Raw genomic sequence first — 16,034 nt, forward strand, 5'->3', positions numbered from 1 at the left:
TAACTTTATAGTGAGGAGATCAACTAGCATTTTGCAGATTCTGTCTACTGACAATTTGAAATTGGCGGGGTGATAATGTGTACGACACTATCGTAATCGGGGCTGGTCAAGCAGGGATCTCGATAGGATATTATCTTAAGCAGTCCGATCAAAAGTTTATCATTTTGGATAAAAGTCATGAGGTGGGGGAGAGCTGGAAAGATCGGTATGACTCATTAGTTTTATTTACTTCTCGAATGTATAGCTCTTTGCCTGGAATGCATCTTGAAGGAGAAAAACATGGATTTCCTACAAAAAATGAAATTGTTGCTTATCTAAAGAAGTATGTTAAAAAATTTGAAATTCCAATCCAATTACGGACAGAAGTAATAAGTGTCCTAAAAATAAAGAATTATTTCTTAATAAAAACAAATCGGGAAGAATATCAAACGAAGAATCTTGTCATTGCTACAGGGCCTTTTCATACCCCTAGTATTCCATCAATATCAAAGGATTTAGCTGATCATATTAATCAACTACACTCATCACAATATAAGAATTCAAAACAATTGGCATATGGAAATGTACTAGTAGTTGGTGGTGGGAATAGTGGTGCTCAGATAGCTGTTGAATTATCCAAAGAAAGAGTTACATATTTAGCCTGTAGTAATAAACTAGTTTATTTCCCTTTAATGATCGGAAAAAGAAGCATCTTTTGGTGGTTTGATAAATTAGGAGTTTTACATGCAAGTCATACATCAATAGTAGGCAAATTCATTCAAAAGAAAGGTGATCCAGTATTTGGGCATGAATTAAAACATGCAATAAAACAGAAGGAGATCATCTTAAAAAAAAGAGTCATTGCCGCAAAGCAAAATGAAATCATTTTTAAAGATTCATCTACATTAGAAGTAAACAATATTATTTGGGCTACTGGTTTCAGGAATCCCTTATGTTGGATAAATATAAAAGGTGTTTTGGATCAAGAAGGTCGAATCATACATCATAGAGGTGTTTCACCTGTAGAAGGATTGTACTTTATAGGGTTGCCTTGGCAGCATAAGCGAGGTTCAGCGTTGCTTCAAGGCGTAGGAAATGATGCTGAATACATTGTAAAACAAATGAACGGTGGATAAACGAAGCAGAGCAGTAACTCACATGTTTACTGCTCTATTTTATTGTGAATAAGGGTAGCGAAGTGGAGATGAGCCTTCTCTTTTATTTAAGAAGTTAGAATATAGAAAGAGAAAAATCACTTTAAGACATACTCATATTTTTATGTTCATCAATGGTCTTAAGGAGGCTATGCATTGAATTTGTCAGGTACGCATCTTTATGGCGTATAAAGATTGTTGAGATACAGCTATCTTTCTCAGGTAATGGGTGACAATAAACCTTACCTTGTGCAGCTAGATGCATAACAGCAGATTCCGGTACCACTGTTATACCGAGTCCAAGTGCAACACTATTTAAGATTGTCTCCAGGATGTTAAATTCCATCATTCTGTTTGGGAGCACACCTTCATCTTTGAGCCATTGTTCAAGCCTAGACCGATACCCGCACCCCTGATTAAAAACAAGAATCGGAGTCGTTGAAACATCCTCTATATTAAACGTTTTGTTACTGGTTACAAGAGTAAGTTTTTCAGTGTAAACATCATACTGTTCCAGAATAGAATGTTTCAAAGGGCCTGAAATAAAAGCTCCGTCTAATTCGTGATTCATGACCTTTTTAATAAGTTCCTCTGTTAGACCAGCCTGCAATGATAAATCCACATTAGGATACTTTTTATAATAGGAAGCTATGATGGTCGGCAGTATCCTCACTGTTTCCACTGTACCGATTTTTAATATTCCAGATGGTATTTCAGTATCTAGAAAGACCTGCTCCAGTTCTTCAACATCTTTCAAAATTTTGTTAACGTATTCAATCATTTTTCGGCCCTCTGGGCTTAGTGAAACCCCTTTTTTATGGCGATTGAAAAGAGGTGTTTTGAGCTCATTCTCTAATTGCTTAATCCGCGCAGTTACATTAGATTGTACATAATTTAACTCTTTTGCAGCACCGGTAATACTCTTGTGATGGGCTACGCATTTGAAAATTTGTAAGTCTCGCAGTTCCATGAAGATCCCCCCTTCATTAAAGTATCATTATCAATGATGTTTTTCATCACTTTTGTTCATTTTACTTGATGCTTACTTCTTTTTATAATTCTCATTGTAATTTTAAAGAAAAGGAGGGGAATTCAATGAAAAAAAGTCAATTATTCATTGGTGCCCTTACATGTTTAGTGGCAAGTATGTCTTGGGGCGCGATGTTTCCAGTTGCAGATCATGCATTAGAATTTATTGATCCGTTTTATTTTTCATTTATTCGCTACGGTGTGGTAACAATTATGTTAGTGATTTTATTATTAGTGAGAGAAGGAAAAAAATCATTTCATTTAGAGGGTAAAGCAAAATGGATCATTTTATTTGGGGTGATGGCGTTTACTGTATACAATGTTCTTATTTTTTTAGGTCAAAGGTTGATGGGGAAGTCTGGAATTATGACAGCGTCCATTGCCGAGGCACTCATGCCGATGCTTTCAATTGTTATTCTATGGGGATATAAACATGTGAAACCTAAAAAATACACAATGATCAGTATATTGATTGCCTTTTTGGGGGCTTCGATGGTCATAACCAAAGGTAATATAAGTTTCTTTTTTTCATTAGGGGATCATCTATTCTCGCTACTCTTTATATTCATTGGTGTTTTAGGATGGGTTGTCTACACAATGGGGGGACAGTTATTCCAAGAGTGGTCCACACTTCGTTATTCAACATTGACATGTTTATTCGGCACAGCTATAACAGGAATCATGACAGCTATACTTACCGCGCAAGGTTACGTGTCGGTACCGAGTATTAAAGTAGTTGCAGCAATTAAGTATGATTTTTTATTTATGATTACTTTACCAGGTATCATAGCCCTCCTTAGTTGGAACTATGGCATTAAAATCCTATCATCCATTAACGGGATTTTATTTATTAACTTTGTCCCCATCACTACATTGTTAATCATGGTGATCAAAGGATATAACATAACTGCTTTTGATATAGTAGGAACACTGTTTGTCATTATTGGACTCATTTTAAATAACATATATCAGCGTAAGGAAGATTATAAGCAGGTATTGCAAAAAGAAAAAACACATTTGACTATCACTTAGACGGTGGGGGATTTAAAATGTTTGAAGGTTTATTGTTTTTCATTTCAGCTGGAATTGTCTGTGAACTTGCTGCAATTAATAGAAATGGCCGCAAAAATATAAAGCAACAGGCGGAATTGATTCAAATTTTAAGAGAAAACCTTAATAAAGACATCAAATAAATTAAGACGGTTGGGTATTATTGAACACACCAGAAAATTCAGGTGTGTTTTTATTTTGCTTTCTTTTTTAAGCCTTAAAACGTCACCAATCGCTAGTTAAATACTATGGGAACCACTCTTCATACGGAAAAAGATGATTATTTACATCATTCAGAGTTGATTTTAGGTTCTTTTGAACTTATAATGTTATATATACTGTTTTTTGTTTATTCAGAAAAAACGGGTTAGAAAAATAAATATTTATATCGGAGGTGTACGCCTTACTAAGTAAGGCAAATCATTGACAACCATTAACCTTATAATCTTTACTATTTTAATTGTCTTAACAGCATTTTTTGTTGCGACTGAATTTGCGATAGTAAAGATCAGGTCATCAAAAATTGACCAACTCATATTAGAGGGAAAAAAAGGTGCCGTATCAGCCAAAAAGGTCATTACTCATTTGGACGAATATTTGTCAGCTTGTCAATTAGGGATCACGGTTACAGCGTTGGGAATTGGCTGGGTTGGAGAATCGACTTTTGAAGTGATTTTGCACCCCTTATTTGCTCATTTTCATGTAAGTGAAACAGTCTCACATGTATTGATCTTAGTGATTGCTTTTGTGATTGCGACTTTTTTGCACGTTGTAGTTGGAGAACTTGCTCCTAAAACACTCGCTATCCAAAAAGCGGAAACCATCACTCTTTTGACTGCAAAGCCAATTATTTGGTTTTACCGCATCCTGTTCCCTTTTATATGGTTTTTAAATGGTTCAGCCCGGTTTATAGTAGGACTCTTCGGTTTGAAACCTGCATCAGAACATGAACTTGCTCATTCTGAAGAAGAACTGCGCATCTTACTGTCTGAAAGCTATAAGAGCGGTGAAATCAATAAAAATGAGTTGAAATATGTAAATAATATTTTTGAATTTGATGAAAGAATTGCCAAAGAAATTATGATTCCGAGAAGAGAGATCGTAGCGATTTCTAGTGAGGATTCTTATGAAACTATTGTTAAGACCATTAAGACAGAGAGTTATACAAGGTACCCAGTCCTAAATGGAGATAAAGATTCAATCATTGGTTTTATCAATGCTAAAGAATTCTTGTCAGCTTATATTGACACAGACCAGAAGATAAAAGAGGATTTCAAGTTAGAAAATCATATCACTCCTGTTATCCATGTTATTGAATCCGTTCCAATTCATGATTTATTGGTAAAAATGCAAAAAGAGCGAACACATATCGCTATTCTTGTGGATGAATATGGCGGCACTTCAGGTTTAGTCACTGTTGAAGATATTCTTGAAGAAATTGTTGGGGAAATCAGAGATGAATTTGATGAAGATGAAGTGCCTGATATTAGAAAAGTAAATGATAATCACTTTATCTTAGATTCGAAAGTGCTCATTGAGGATGTAAATGATTTATTGGGAACGACGTTAGCAAGTGACGAAGTGGATACGATAGGCGGCTGGTTTATGACTCAACAAATAGACGCTGCAGTTGGATCCGTTATAGAAGCCGATGGGTATATTTTTAAAGTGCACAAAACAGTTGGCCGGCATATTAATTATTTAGAAATTGTCCGGAAAAAAGAATAACATCTGGATAAAGCACATGAGATTTTGACTAATAAGATGCTTAAAGCCTGAGATGAAATTTTCATCCAGGCTTTTTTAAACAATGATCTTGCAGTTTAAGCAGGTAATCATTATCGAAGTTCAAACGTTTCTCAGCAAACAAGGAGGCTTGGATATCTATAGCTCTTTTACCATTACCTTCTCACCATTAAAGTCGAGTTCACCATTAAATCGAAAACCAAACCTTTGATAAAGGCGTATAGCATGAATATTATTTTCAAATATACTTAAATAAATTCTCTTGCATTTATATAGCTCAGCAAGGTGCTGAATGAGGGCTTTAAGCATTTTCTTCCCTAATCCTTTTCCCTGATAGCGTTCGTCAATAAAAAATCGGTCAAGCCAGACTCGTCCGTTTTTATTATCTTCATCATACTCGGGAAACAATCCATACATTGCAAAACCGACTAGATCTCCATCATAGTAAAGCCCGACAGGTTTATAATAGTGACATTCTTTTGCATCCTCTAAACATACTTTTGTAGATTCAATATATGATAATTGATTCTGGCTGACATGCAGATCAAGAATTGCAGCACGATTATCATCAGTTACTGCTTTTATGTTTATACTCATACTACATTCTCCTTTTTTCTTATCCCGGTTAGGCTGCGGCTTAAGGTGATGGCAGATGAAATCCTGATATTGCTAAAACTCAGCATAAACTATTTTCACATCAAGCAACATGTAGCCTATCAAATTAAGTACCTTTTCTTATTGTGCCTAACCAGAGGCATTCCCTGCATCCAAATGACTTGACTTTATAGAAAATGAATTAATTCAAAGCTGCAGCATCATTCTTTTTTTCTTTCCAAACCATTGTAAGACCAAGGCCGACAATCATAACGAAACCTGCAAAAAGGAAAGGATAATGAATGTTAAGATCAAATAGTATACCGCCTAAAGCAGGTCCAAATATATTTCCCAGGCTGGTGTATGTGGAGTTCATGCCTGCTACGAAACCCTGCTGGTTACCGGCCATATTGGATAAATGAGCGGTTAAGGCCGGACGTAGCAAATCGAACGCTAGAAAAATAAAACAAGTTACAAGCAAAACAGTTAAAAATCCTGACATAACAGTAGACACGAAAGCCAAGATCGCACCGGTTATTAAGCACAGCTGAATCATTCTTTTCTCTCCAAGTTTGTTGACCAATTTCCCGAATAGTAAAACTTGAATAACTACCGCAACAATGGAGCTAATCGTAATAATGGCTGCAATATCTTTTGGTGTGAAGCCAAATTTATGATCAGAAAACAAGCTGAATACCGTTTCATAAGCTGATAAACCAAAAGCCATTACAAAGACGATAATAAATGCAATGAAATAGACAGGATGAATGGATCTCTTCAAGTCTTTAATAAAATTTGATTCCTTTGTATGAGATGAGAGTTGATGGCGTTCTTCTGTCGACAATGACTCTTTTAGTATAAAAACGGAAGTGACAGCTGCTATTAACGCGATGGCGGAGGCGAAGAAAAACGGCATGCGGATGCCAAAGCCGGCAATAAATCCTCCCGCCCCAGGCCCAATAATAAAGCCGGTGCTAATTGCAGCAGAAACATACCCCATAGCCTTTGACCTTTCCTTTAGGGTTGTAATATCAGCTACATATGCTGTTACCGCGGGCATGATAAAAGCCGCACTTATACCACCCAATATCCTCGAGAAATAAAATATTGAAACATGGGTCCCTAATCCGAAAATCAACTCAGATAAACTGAATATAAGCAACCCGAGAATAATCATTTTTTTTCTCCCAAAACGGTCAACCCACCTACCTGCAAAAGGTGAAGTAATTAACTGAGAAATGGCAAAAGCCGCAACAAGATAACCCATTGTGCTGCCGGATAAATGCATGATTTTCATAAAAGAAGGCATAACTGGAATGATTAAACCGATACCAAGAAATGCTACGAAGATGTTGCTTAATAGTATAATGAATATCGTTTTTTGCTCATTTATTGATTTTTTCATCTGAATTCCCCTTTTACTCAATTGAACCCTTTTTACCTATCCTTTTCGCTTGAAGCTTTTTTCAAGTACAATCAAATCATAAGGTATATGGTTACCGTATAGTCAAGGAGGTTTTTATGAGCGAAGATGTTAAGAAGTATTTCACAACAGGGGAGTTTTCGAAGCTCTGCCGTGTAAAAAAACAAACCTTATTTCATTATGATGAGATTGGTCTTTTCTCGCCGGAAATAAAAAAAGAAAATGGGTATAGATATTATTCCTATCATCAATTTGAGATTTTTCAAGTCATCAGTCTATTTAAAGAGCTTGGGGTTCCATTAAAAGAAATAAAATGTCTAATAAAAGGAAAAACACCAGACAAGATCCTGCATGTTCTAAAAGAAAAGTCTATTGAGATTGATAAAAAAATAAATGAGCTTAAGCAGTTGCAAACGATCTTACAAACAAAAGTGACGCTTACAGAACAAGCACTTGAGACTGATTTTTCCTCAATTTCTTTTGAATATTTAAATGAAGAAACATTCATGTTAAGCCGAAAAACATTAAACTTACCGGAACGAAAATATGTGGCAGCCATTTCAGAACTCATTCATGAAGTTCAGCAATATGAATTAGATGAAGGATATCCGATAGGCGGAATCTTTGCACGGGAACAAATCTTAGAAAAAGACTTCTACAATTACAGTTACTTTTATATAAAAGTAAAAGATGGGGCAGAGAACATAAATTATCATGTACGGCCAAAAGGCCTGTATGCAGTTGGATATGAAATAGGCGGAAATACTGAAGAGGCATACCGGAGAATCATTGAGTTCATTGAAAGAAATGGAATGCAAATAGGGGAAAATGCATATGAGGAATATATGCTGGATGAGATGGTAGTTGACGGGTATGAAAATACATATGCCAAAATCCTCCTTCAAGTTAAGGAGGTGTAAGATTACGAGATTTTCATATGGAAAAATTGCTTCTATTGTGTGCCCAAAAAGAATATAAACTGGTTTACTAAAAACGAGCCCACATACAGGTGACGGTACAAACGGCACTGGGAACCGCAAGTCTATCGGCGTTGAAATATGCTATAACGCTTCAGGAGGCGCTAAATACTATGCTGCTGAAAAGCTGGCCATCAAGGCGCATCCAAAGGGATAAATCTAAAAGAGCTGGGATAGGGGGGACAAACAACATAATTCCGTATACTCTGTTGTTGTGCTATGTAAATGTTCAAAAGCCATTTAGGATCGTCGACTTTTGATAATCCATCATATAAAAGTGTCATTCGATGTCTTGTTAACAAAGGCTAGTGAAATTCAATATCCAGAAAACGATTACAAGGTCGGTGATAAATTATTCATCCGTGAATCAAACGGTGATCGAAGATTCATTTTTGTGTTTAATATGAGTTTTCTTGATTTAGCACACTCCCTTAATAAATGCATAGGATACTATCACAAAAATTTATAATTGTGGGGATCAAAAAATGTACTATAACCCTTTTTCGCCTCAATGTTATTATTATGTGACTGTACCGATGTATAATGATGGAAGATCTGTTTATTGGACTATTCCAAATGAGATGGAGAACGTACACAGAGGTGCCGATTTGCGCTCTTCATATGAAGATAGAAACCTTCTTTTGAAGGATTATGGACCAAAACCATTTGTTGTAAATATCAATAGAGCCACAAAACAAAACAATACGTTCCGTACTGCTTTATGGACAGGAAAGCATTTTCAAGTTACTTTGATGAGTCTTGGTATTGGAGAAGACATTGGTTTGGAAATCCATCCTAACGTCGATCAGTTCTTACGAATTGAGCAGGGGCGTGGGATCGTCAAAATGGGAAAGAGCAAAGATCACTTGAACTTTCAAAGAAATGTTTATGATGATTCTGCCATTGTTGTACCTGCCGGCACTTGGCATAACGTGATTAATACAGGTAATACGCCATTAAAACTTTACTCCATTTATGCTCCTCCGAACCATCCATTTGGTACAGTTCATAAAACCAAAGCAGATGCAGTGGCTGCGGAAGATTAGCATAGTTATTCGCAGATTTCTGAGTAATTGGAGTCACATCCAGCATGAAACATGGGGAACCAGTACCTAAGAATTGTTTTTATGCAAATGAAACCCAATGTAATATCCAAGCAGTCTTGTGCTAATTTAAAAAGTAATTGATAAAATAAAGTCGATTTAAAATAAAATCGGCTTATTTCTTTATTAGAGTTACTTTTAGCAGAATTGGCATTATCGAAATGTAAGTATTTTTTCAATCCGCGGATATTGAAATGAATCTATCAGCTCAAAGTAAGTAACTTTCACACTTGACTATATACCCACGGGGGTATATTATAGTTTTGTGAATAACAAAGAGTTAATAAGGTGGTGTAAGTAGTATCAATTATTTAGTTATTGGATTCCTTCTTATTTTTGTGATTATCATTGCAACGTATAGACGTTATTATCCTATAACCGGAATCTCTTGTATCCATAAAGATAAATTAAAGACTATAGACATGACAATATTAGATATTCGCCATTATAACGATGTACCCAATTTTTCGGATAATATTATTTTAAACATCCCATATGCGTATCTAAAACGTTTTTATTTAGAGATTCCACGTGATAAAATACACATAATAGCTCGTGATCGGGTGGAATTAAATTTAGGAGTGCGTTTTCTAAAGCGCAAAGGTATCCATGTAAACAGTTATGAACTGGCAACATGTAAATGTAAAAATAAATGAAAGAAAGGATTTCATTGATATATGGAGTATGATCAAAAGATTAAAAACCGCTTACGACGGATTGAAGGACAAATTAAAGGTGTATTGACTATGATGGAACAAGGAAAAGATTGTAGAGAGGTTGTGACCCAATTAGCAGCTTCCCGTAATGCGATCGATCGAGCGATGGGTTTAATTGTGAGCACAAACCTTGAACATTGTGTTCGTGAAAGTTTAGAAAAAGGCGAAGACACACAAAATTTAGTAAAAGAAGCAGTTGACTTATTGGTAAAGAGCCGATAAAAATTCATCAACCTAAGGTTGACGAATTTTTATATGCGTCATATTATACCCCTACCGGTATTTAAAAAGTTGAATAATAGCAGATCTTTCGAAAAAATTTTTTGACTTTAATATATACCCGTGGGGGTAATTAGTTAGGAGAATAAACATGACAGAACAAACAAAACGCACAACAATTGTTTTATTTAGCGGGGATTATGATAAAGCAATGGCAGCCTATATTATTGCAAATGGTGCAGCTGCCTACGATCATGAAGTGACGATCTTCCATACTTTTTGGGGATTAAACGCTTTACGTAAAGAAGAGCTGATTCCAGTGAAAAAAGGATTCCTTGAAAAAATGTTTGGAAAGATGATGCCTCGTGGTGCTGATAAGATGGGTTTATCTAAAATGAACTTTGCAGGTATGGGCCCTAAAATGATTAAAAATGTGATGAAAAAGCATAATGTACTTACTTTACCTCAGTTGATTGAGATGGCTCAAGAACAGGGGGTAAAGCTCGTAGCTTGTACGATGACAATGGATCTTCTTGGTTTACAGGAAAAAGAACTATTAGATGATATTGACTATGCTGGTGTAGCAGCTTATTTGGCAGATGCTGAGGAAGGCAGTGTCAACTTATTTATCTAATGTTACTCATTGCTAAGCGGAATGAGAAGTTTAAAGGCAAGTAAAATATTGAAGAAACAAGGATTTAAAAAGATCACAAATATAAAAGGGGGTATGAATACATGGTATTAACTTCTAGGGAGAAACTTTTTGTATATTTATATACCCCCACCCCTATATGAGAAAAGGAGGAAAAAAATGATGAAAGCAACTATTGTACTAGACGCTAAAGGTTTGGCGTGTCCAATGCCTATCGTAAAAACGAAGAAGAGAATGAAGGATTTAAAAGCTGGTGAAGTATTGGAAATTCATGCGACAGATAAAGGTTCTACAGCAGATCTGGAAGCATGGGCAAAAAGTACAGGCCATGAATATCTCGGTACTGAAGCAGAGGGAGAAATGCTTCGTCATTTTCTTCGAAAAGGAGGAGAGCATTCATCAGAAAATGCATCTTCAATTCCTGAGATTTCATTAGAAGCTTTCAAACAGAAAGTAGATAGTGACGAGTCTCTTAACATTTTAGATGTTCGAGAGATAGAGGAATATGAAAAAGCTCATATCCCAGGGGTTGTGCATATCCCTCTTGGTGAAGTGGAAAAGCGCGCTAACGAATTAAACGAAAATGATGAAATTTATATTATCTGCCATTCGGGAAGAAGGAGTGAAATGGCGGCCCGCACCATGAAAAAACAAGGTTTTAAAAAGGTTATTAATGTTGTCCCAGGTATGCGGGATTGGACAGGTAAAACCGAATAAATAAAAAGCATGATGAACAGATGAGTACAAGAGTAGCGATTATTGCGGCAAATAGCGGTCTGTTTGATGCTTATAAAGTCTGTAATATTGCGACAAGGAAAAGAGCATGTCGCAGAAGGTTGTAGGAACGCAAATGTGCCTTCTATTCTTAACTGATTGAAATGGGAGTTGCATGATTTGGTTGTCAAATAACGATGGACGTTATGGGTTTAACAAAAGATGATTTTATGGAAGGAATCGAAGTAGGCGGGGCTGTTACCTTTTTTGGTTTTGCTAAAGATGCTGATGTATCCTTAACGTTTTAGTCCCGCTAAAAGATTTGATATAGGAGGTATTGAAACATGACCGTAAAGGCAATGACCCCAAAAGAAGCGACAAAAAAAATCTTTAACAAAGAACCTTTATTTATTTTGGATGTGCGTAATGAAAATGATTTTAACGATTGGAAGATTGAAGGACATGACTTTGACCATTTAAATGTACCGTATTTCGATCTTTTAGATGGCGTAGAAGATATCTTGGAGAAAATTCCTTCTGATAAAGAAGTGCTGGTCGTTTGCGCAAAAGAAGGTTCATCCGTCATGGTATCCGAAATGCTTTCTGAAGCAGGTCATTCTGTATCCTACCTTAAGGGTGGAATGAAAGCATGGAGCGAACATTTAGAGCCGGTAAAAGTCGGGGATTTAAAAGATGGCGGTGAGATGTATCAGTTTGTTCGAATCGGTAAAGGCTGCTTGTCATACATGGTCATTTCCAATGGTGAAGCAGCAATTATTGATGCGACACGTATGGTGAATTTCTTTATAGATTTTGCGAAGGGGAAGGGTGCAACGATTACTCACGTATTTGATACACATCTTCACGCGGACCATATTTCAGGCGGCAGAGTCATTGCTGAAAAAACAAAAGCAACCTACTGGTTACCGCCTAAAGATGCTGAAGAAGTGGAATTCGATTATCAGCCGTTGGAAGAAGGAAATGACATGATCATTGGAAATACAACGATTAAAATTCAACCGATTTATTCTCCGGGGCACACGATTGGCTCCACTTCTTTCATCGTCGATGACCAGTATCTTCTTTCAGGTGATATCTTGTTTATTGATTCAATCGGCAGACCAGACTTAGCCGGTATGGCAGAAGATTGGGTAGGAGATTTAAGAAAAACGCTTTATAGCCGTTACAAAGCGTTATCAAAGGATTTAATTGTATTACCGGCACACTTTATGATCATTGACGAGCTAAATGAGAATGGAAGTGTTGGTAAAAAACTAAGTACATTATTTAGCGAGAACCATGGTTTGAACATTGCGGATGAAACAGAATTTAGACACCTAGTAACAGATCATTTGCCTCCGCAACCAAATGCATACCAAGAGATTCGAGAAACAAACATGGGGAAAATCAGCCCAGATGAAGAAAAACAGCGTGAAATGGAGATTGGCCCAAACCGCTGTGCAATACGGTAACACAAGTTTCTGCTGAAAAGAGGAGAGAAGAACATGAAATCAGATAAAGTATTAGACGCAAAAGGCTTGGCATGCCCAATGCCAATTGTCAGAACAAAGAAAGCGATGAATGAACTGGAATCAGGTCAAATATTAGAAGTGCATGCAACAGATAAGGGAGCTAAAAATGATCTTGCAGCCTGGTCTAAATCAGGCGGACATGACCTTTTAGAGCAAACTGATGAAGGTGATGTATTGAAATTCTGGATTAAAAAAGGCTAATAATGTGAAAGGGTATCGAATAAAAAGATACCCTTTTCCTTTGAAAGGAGGAAACCAAAGTGGATATTGCCTTTATCACAACTCTTTTCATTATAGGGTTTATTGGTGCCTTTATTTCCGGAATGATTGGTATTGGCGGAGCAGTTATTAATTATCCAATGCTATTGTACATTCCTTCTTTAGTGGGAGTGATGTCATTAACTGCCCATGAAGTTTCAGGGATAGGGGCTATTCAAGTTTTTTTTGCGACACTCGGCGGTGTTTGGGCTTATCGTAAGAGTGGTCTTCTAAATAAAGCATTAATGATTTACATGGGAAGCAGCATCCTTTTAGGGAGTGTATTGGGGAGTTACTTTTCTCATTATATATCTGAAAAAGGAATTAACTTTATATACGGAATTCTGGCTATTATAGCAGTTATTTTAATGTTTATACCTAAAAAAGGACAAAAAGGACAAGAACATAGCGAAGATAAGGAAGTGATATTTAATAAATGGTTGGCTTCTTCCTTAGCGTTTATCATTGGTGGCGTATCAGGTATTTTAGGAGCTGGCGGCGCCTTTATCCTAGTCCCCATTATGTTATCGATTTTAAATATTCCTGTTAGAGTCACAGTCGCTTCATCTCTTGCGATTACATTTCTTTCATCCATTGGCGCAACAGTTGGAAAAGTAATCACGGGCCAGGTTCTTTTTGTACCAGCTCTGGTTCTTATGATTACTAGTTTAATAGCTTCTCCTATTGGCGCATCAGTTGGGCAAAAAGCAAATACAAAATTCCTGCAATGGATTTTAGCGCTATTAATAAGTGCGACAGCTATTAAAATTTGGTTAGAGCTCCTTTGATATGAGCCAGCGGGTAAAATGAAAGATTAAAAGATTCATCACTCGTTGGTTTCTTATTAATGTTATGACACTTGGCCGCGTTCAATAAATGTTTCAAGTGTTTGATGAAATTCATTTTGATAATGGTGACTTGGACAAGTCTTGACTATAGTACCATGAAATGCATTTGACTTAGTGGTGTCCAGTGTTGTTTTGCATTAAGACAGCATTCATAAAATAAAAGAGACCATAACTTCATCTTTGATCACCTTTTTTAAAACATTTTAATCCTGATTGGTTTAAGGGGTATGGTATGTGATGGGTATAATGAGTCAATATAAATTATGTCTATTTTGTGCCCAAAATAAATAGAGGGACTCGAACTAAAAAAGAGGATGCCAAACTATATAGGTATCTTTGTTTCTTTAGAGTTATTATATTTGAATATGACATGCCACGTAACAACACGTTATTGCACATATAATTAAGAAGCAACTACTAAGGCAGATTCTTCTCTCTTTTAACACCATATCCAATCAGCCTCAAATGTAATATAATGTTGCCAAACCATATTGGTTGTGGCACCGAGGAGGAAATGATAGGTGGTTTATTTCGTAGCATTTTTTTGTTTTGCTATTACACTGCATAATATTGAGGAAGCTATTTGGTTACCTGAGTGGTCACAACAATCTTCAAAGTTTCAAAAGCCAGTAACTTCAAATGAATTTCATTTTGCTGTCATTGTTATAACTATGTTGGCTTATTTATCTGCATTTGGTTTTTTATATATGCCAGAATCAGATATTGCAAAATGGATTTTCATTGGCTTTCTAGGTTCTATGGTTATCAACGCTATTTTTCCACATCTTATCGCAACTGTTGTAATGAAAAAGTATGCACCTGGACTTCTTACGGGCTTATTGCTTAACATTCCAGTAAACTCATTAGTTATTTATCAAATGTTTTTAAAGAATTTGATTGTATGGAAGGAGTTAATAATATCTACGTTGGTTGTAGGAATTATTTTATTAGCACTTATTCCATTATTATTTAAAGTTGGTGATAAAGTATCTCCTTAATGAGTTTAAATTGGTAAGGATTGAGGAAAAAGGTGGAAATTTTCTAAATGAGGGATTATTCTGTTATATCGGATTTCTACAAAACAATGTCTTAAGTCATCGTTGATTTTGGTGCCCAATTAGTTGCCCTGAATTCATGAAAAAGGATAAAATAGGTGTAAATAAAGTTGCTATTTTAAAATTAGAATCAATTCATTATCGTAAAAGCAATAATAACTATTTGGCAAAGAAAGGATAATCAGTCTAATGAAAACATTAGTTATCGTTATACATCCTAACTTGGAAACGTCTGTTGTCAACAAAACCTGGATGAATCGTTTAAAGCAAGAGAAAGACATTACGGTTCATGACCTGTACGGTGAATACCCTAATTTTATCATTGATGTAGAAAAAGAGCAGCAGCTCCTGTTAGATCATGAGCGTATCGTTTTTCAGTTCCCAATGTATTGGTACAGCAGTCCCGCGTTACTCAAACAATGGGAAGATGATGTGTTAACACATGGCTGGGCTTATGGAACTGGAGGAACTAAATTGCATGGAAAAGAACTACTCTTAGCTATCTCCTTAGGCGCACAGGAATCTGATTATCAAGCAGGCGGAGAATATAATATCACGATCAGCGAGCTTATCAGACCGTTTCAAGTCACTGCTAACTATATAGGAATGCGTTTTCTTCCTGCGTTTACACAATATGGGACACTTCATCTTTCAAAAGAAGATGTTAAGAACAGTGCGGAGAGATTGGTTGACTATCTTAAAGCCGAGCATTAATCCGGTATTCGCGAGGGAAGCTGAAACAAATGATGTGTTATGAAAATAAGGGTTTGTGACAGATTTTCATAAACTTAATTTCAAAGTTACATCGAATACTTAATTCAGGGGGGCATAGTGCGAGGGCTTAAAATTAATTAAAGCAGGGCAATGAGTACGTATTTCTTAATGAAATGTAGAGTTCCTTGGTCTCTAATAGGTACCCGATTAGTGTCCAGAATTCTGAAAAATGATGAAAATAAGTATAAATAAAGTAAACATATGCTTTGAA

General features: G+C 36.1%; 18 protein-coding genes and 4 pseudogenes. 19 read left to right on the top strand and 3 right to left on the bottom strand.

The genetic code is table 11. From position 1 onward, the window contains the following. Positions 1 to 77 precede the first annotated feature (77 nt). On the top strand, positions 78 to 1,115 hold the full coding sequence (locus FB592_RS12925; protein ID WP_029318140.1) for a flavin-containing monooxygenase: 1,038 nt from the start codon (positions 78 to 80) through the stop codon (positions 1,113 to 1,115). Positions 1,116 to 1,236: 121 nt separating this feature from the next. On the opposite strand, the gene czcR is transcribed toward FB592_RS12925, so the two are convergent. Next, the gene (gene czcR, locus FB592_RS12930) at positions 1,237 to 2,103 is read right to left on the bottom strand and encodes a LysR family transcriptional regulator CzcR (protein ID WP_134991373.1); all 867 of its coding nucleotides are present in this window, start codon (positions 2,101 to 2,103) and stop codon (positions 1,237 to 1,239) included. 125 nt (positions 2,104 to 2,228) lie between these two features. Between czcR and FB592_RS12935 the strand changes: the two genes are divergently transcribed. The 3 genes from FB592_RS12935 (at position 2,229) to FB592_RS12945 (ending at position 4,940) form a co-directional block, all read left to right on the top strand. Continuing rightward, the gene (locus tag FB592_RS12935; protein WP_038829688.1) at positions 2,229 to 3,194 is read left to right on the top strand and encodes a DMT family transporter; all 966 of its coding nucleotides are present in this window, start codon (positions 2,229 to 2,231) and stop codon (positions 3,192 to 3,194) included. A 17-nt stretch (positions 3,195 to 3,211) separates the two neighbouring features. Then, positions 3,212 to 3,355 carry a YrzO family protein gene (locus tag FB592_RS12940; protein WP_017697705.1) on the top strand — a complete coding sequence of 48 codons (144 nt, stop codon included), beginning with the start codon at positions 3,212 to 3,214 and terminating at the stop codon, positions 3,353 to 3,355. Between the two features lie 280 nt (positions 3,356 to 3,635). Continuing rightward, positions 3,636 to 4,940 carry a hemolysin family protein gene (locus FB592_RS12945; RefSeq protein WP_041850102.1) on the top strand — a complete coding sequence of 435 codons (1,305 nt, stop codon included), beginning with the start codon at positions 3,636 to 3,638 and terminating at the stop codon, positions 4,938 to 4,940. A 156-nt stretch (positions 4,941 to 5,096) separates the two neighbouring features. Here FB592_RS12945 and bltD read toward each other — a convergent pair whose 3' ends face one another. Both bltD and blt read right to left on the bottom strand, forming a co-directional pair. Continuing rightward, on the bottom strand, positions 5,097 to 5,555 hold the full coding sequence (bltD, locus tag FB592_RS12950) for a spermine/spermidine acetyltransferase (RefSeq protein ID WP_041850101.1): 459 nt from the start codon (positions 5,553 to 5,555) through the stop codon (positions 5,097 to 5,099). A gap of 199 nt (positions 5,556 to 5,754) precedes the next feature. After that, entirely contained in the window at positions 5,755 to 6,957 is a 1,203-nt protein-coding gene (gene blt, locus FB592_RS12955; protein WP_072174011.1) for a multidrug efflux MFS transporter Blt, read from the bottom strand. A 116-nt stretch (positions 6,958 to 7,073) separates the two neighbouring features. Between blt and bltR the strand changes: the two genes are divergently transcribed. From bltR to FB592_RS13040, 15 genes and pseudogenes are all read left to right on the top strand, one after another. Next, positions 7,074 to 7,895 carry a multidrug efflux transcriptional regulator BltR gene (gene bltR, locus FB592_RS12960; RefSeq protein ID WP_014480349.1) on the top strand — a complete coding sequence of 274 codons (822 nt, stop codon included), beginning with the start codon at positions 7,074 to 7,076 and terminating at the stop codon, positions 7,893 to 7,895. Positions 7,896 to 7,977: 82 nt separating this feature from the next. Continuing rightward, positions 7,978 to 8,088: pseudogene (locus FB592_RS21130) on the top strand (N-acetylmuramoyl-L-alanine amidase); the annotation flags it as partial. After that, positions 8,066 to 8,212 (top strand): hypothetical protein, encoded by a 147-nt coding sequence (locus FB592_RS12970; protein ID WP_032726231.1) that lies wholly within the window; start codon positions 8,066 to 8,068, stop codon positions 8,210 to 8,212. The pseudogene FB592_RS21130 and the gene FB592_RS12970, both read left to right, overlap by 23 nt. Positions 8,213 to 8,437: 225 nt before the next feature. Beyond that, positions 8,438 to 8,998, top strand: coding sequence for a cupin domain-containing protein (locus tag FB592_RS12980; protein ID WP_024572227.1), 561 nt, complete (start codon positions 8,438 to 8,440; stop codon positions 8,996 to 8,998). A 395-nt stretch (positions 8,999 to 9,393) separates the two neighbouring features. Beyond that, positions 9,394 to 9,711, top strand: coding sequence for a sulfurtransferase (locus FB592_RS21135; protein ID WP_080375694.1), 318 nt, complete (start codon positions 9,394 to 9,396; stop codon positions 9,709 to 9,711). A gap of 21 nt (positions 9,712 to 9,732) precedes the next feature. Further along, a complete protein-coding gene (locus tag FB592_RS12995) occupies positions 9,733 to 9,993 on the top strand; it encodes a metal-sensitive transcriptional regulator (protein WP_003237170.1) in 261 nt (86 codons plus the stop codon). A gap of 148 nt (positions 9,994 to 10,141) precedes the next feature. Next, positions 10,142 to 10,624, top strand: a complete 483-nt coding sequence (locus FB592_RS13000) for a DsrE/DsrF/DrsH-like family protein (RefSeq protein ID WP_019712550.1) — start codon at positions 10,142 to 10,144, stop codon at positions 10,622 to 10,624. 15 nt (positions 10,625 to 10,639) lie between these two features. Next, a pseudogene (locus tag FB592_RS21140) lies at positions 10,640 to 10,735 on the top strand (rhodanese-like domain-containing protein); the annotation flags it as partial. Between the two features lie 66 nt (positions 10,736 to 10,801). Continuing rightward, positions 10,802 to 11,359, top strand: coding sequence for a sulfurtransferase TusA family protein (locus tag FB592_RS13010; RefSeq protein ID WP_072175997.1), 558 nt, complete (start codon positions 10,802 to 10,804; stop codon positions 11,357 to 11,359). A 20-nt stretch (positions 11,360 to 11,379) separates the two neighbouring features. Further along, positions 11,380 to 11,664 (top strand): annotated as a pseudogene (locus FB592_RS13015) (DsrE/DsrF/DrsH-like family protein). A 29-nt stretch (positions 11,665 to 11,693) separates the two neighbouring features. Beyond that, positions 11,694 to 12,828: pseudogene (locus FB592_RS13020) on the top strand (MBL fold metallo-hydrolase). Between the two features lie 33 nt (positions 12,829 to 12,861). Continuing rightward, positions 12,862 to 13,089 (top strand): sulfurtransferase TusA family protein, encoded by a 228-nt coding sequence (locus FB592_RS13025; RefSeq protein WP_003156135.1) that lies wholly within the window; start codon positions 12,862 to 12,864, stop codon positions 13,087 to 13,089. Positions 13,090 to 13,148: 59 nt separating this feature from the next. Continuing rightward, positions 13,149 to 13,934, top strand: coding sequence for a sulfite exporter TauE/SafE family protein (locus tag FB592_RS13030; protein ID WP_103803726.1), 786 nt, complete (start codon positions 13,149 to 13,151; stop codon positions 13,932 to 13,934). 581 nt (positions 13,935 to 14,515) lie between these two features. Further along, positions 14,516 to 14,992 (top strand): HXXEE domain-containing protein, encoded by a 477-nt coding sequence (locus tag FB592_RS13035; protein WP_004398792.1) that lies wholly within the window; start codon positions 14,516 to 14,518, stop codon positions 14,990 to 14,992. 246 nt (positions 14,993 to 15,238) lie between these two features. Continuing rightward, positions 15,239 to 15,763, top strand: a complete 525-nt coding sequence (locus FB592_RS13040; RefSeq protein WP_003246192.1) for an NAD(P)H-dependent oxidoreductase — start codon at positions 15,239 to 15,241, stop codon at positions 15,761 to 15,763. Positions 15,764 to 16,034 lie beyond the last annotated feature (271 nt).

The organism is Bacillus sp. SJZ110, from assembly GCF_006715455.1.
Classification (GTDB): Bacteria; Bacillota; Bacilli; order Bacillales; family Bacillaceae; genus Bacillus; species Bacillus subtilis.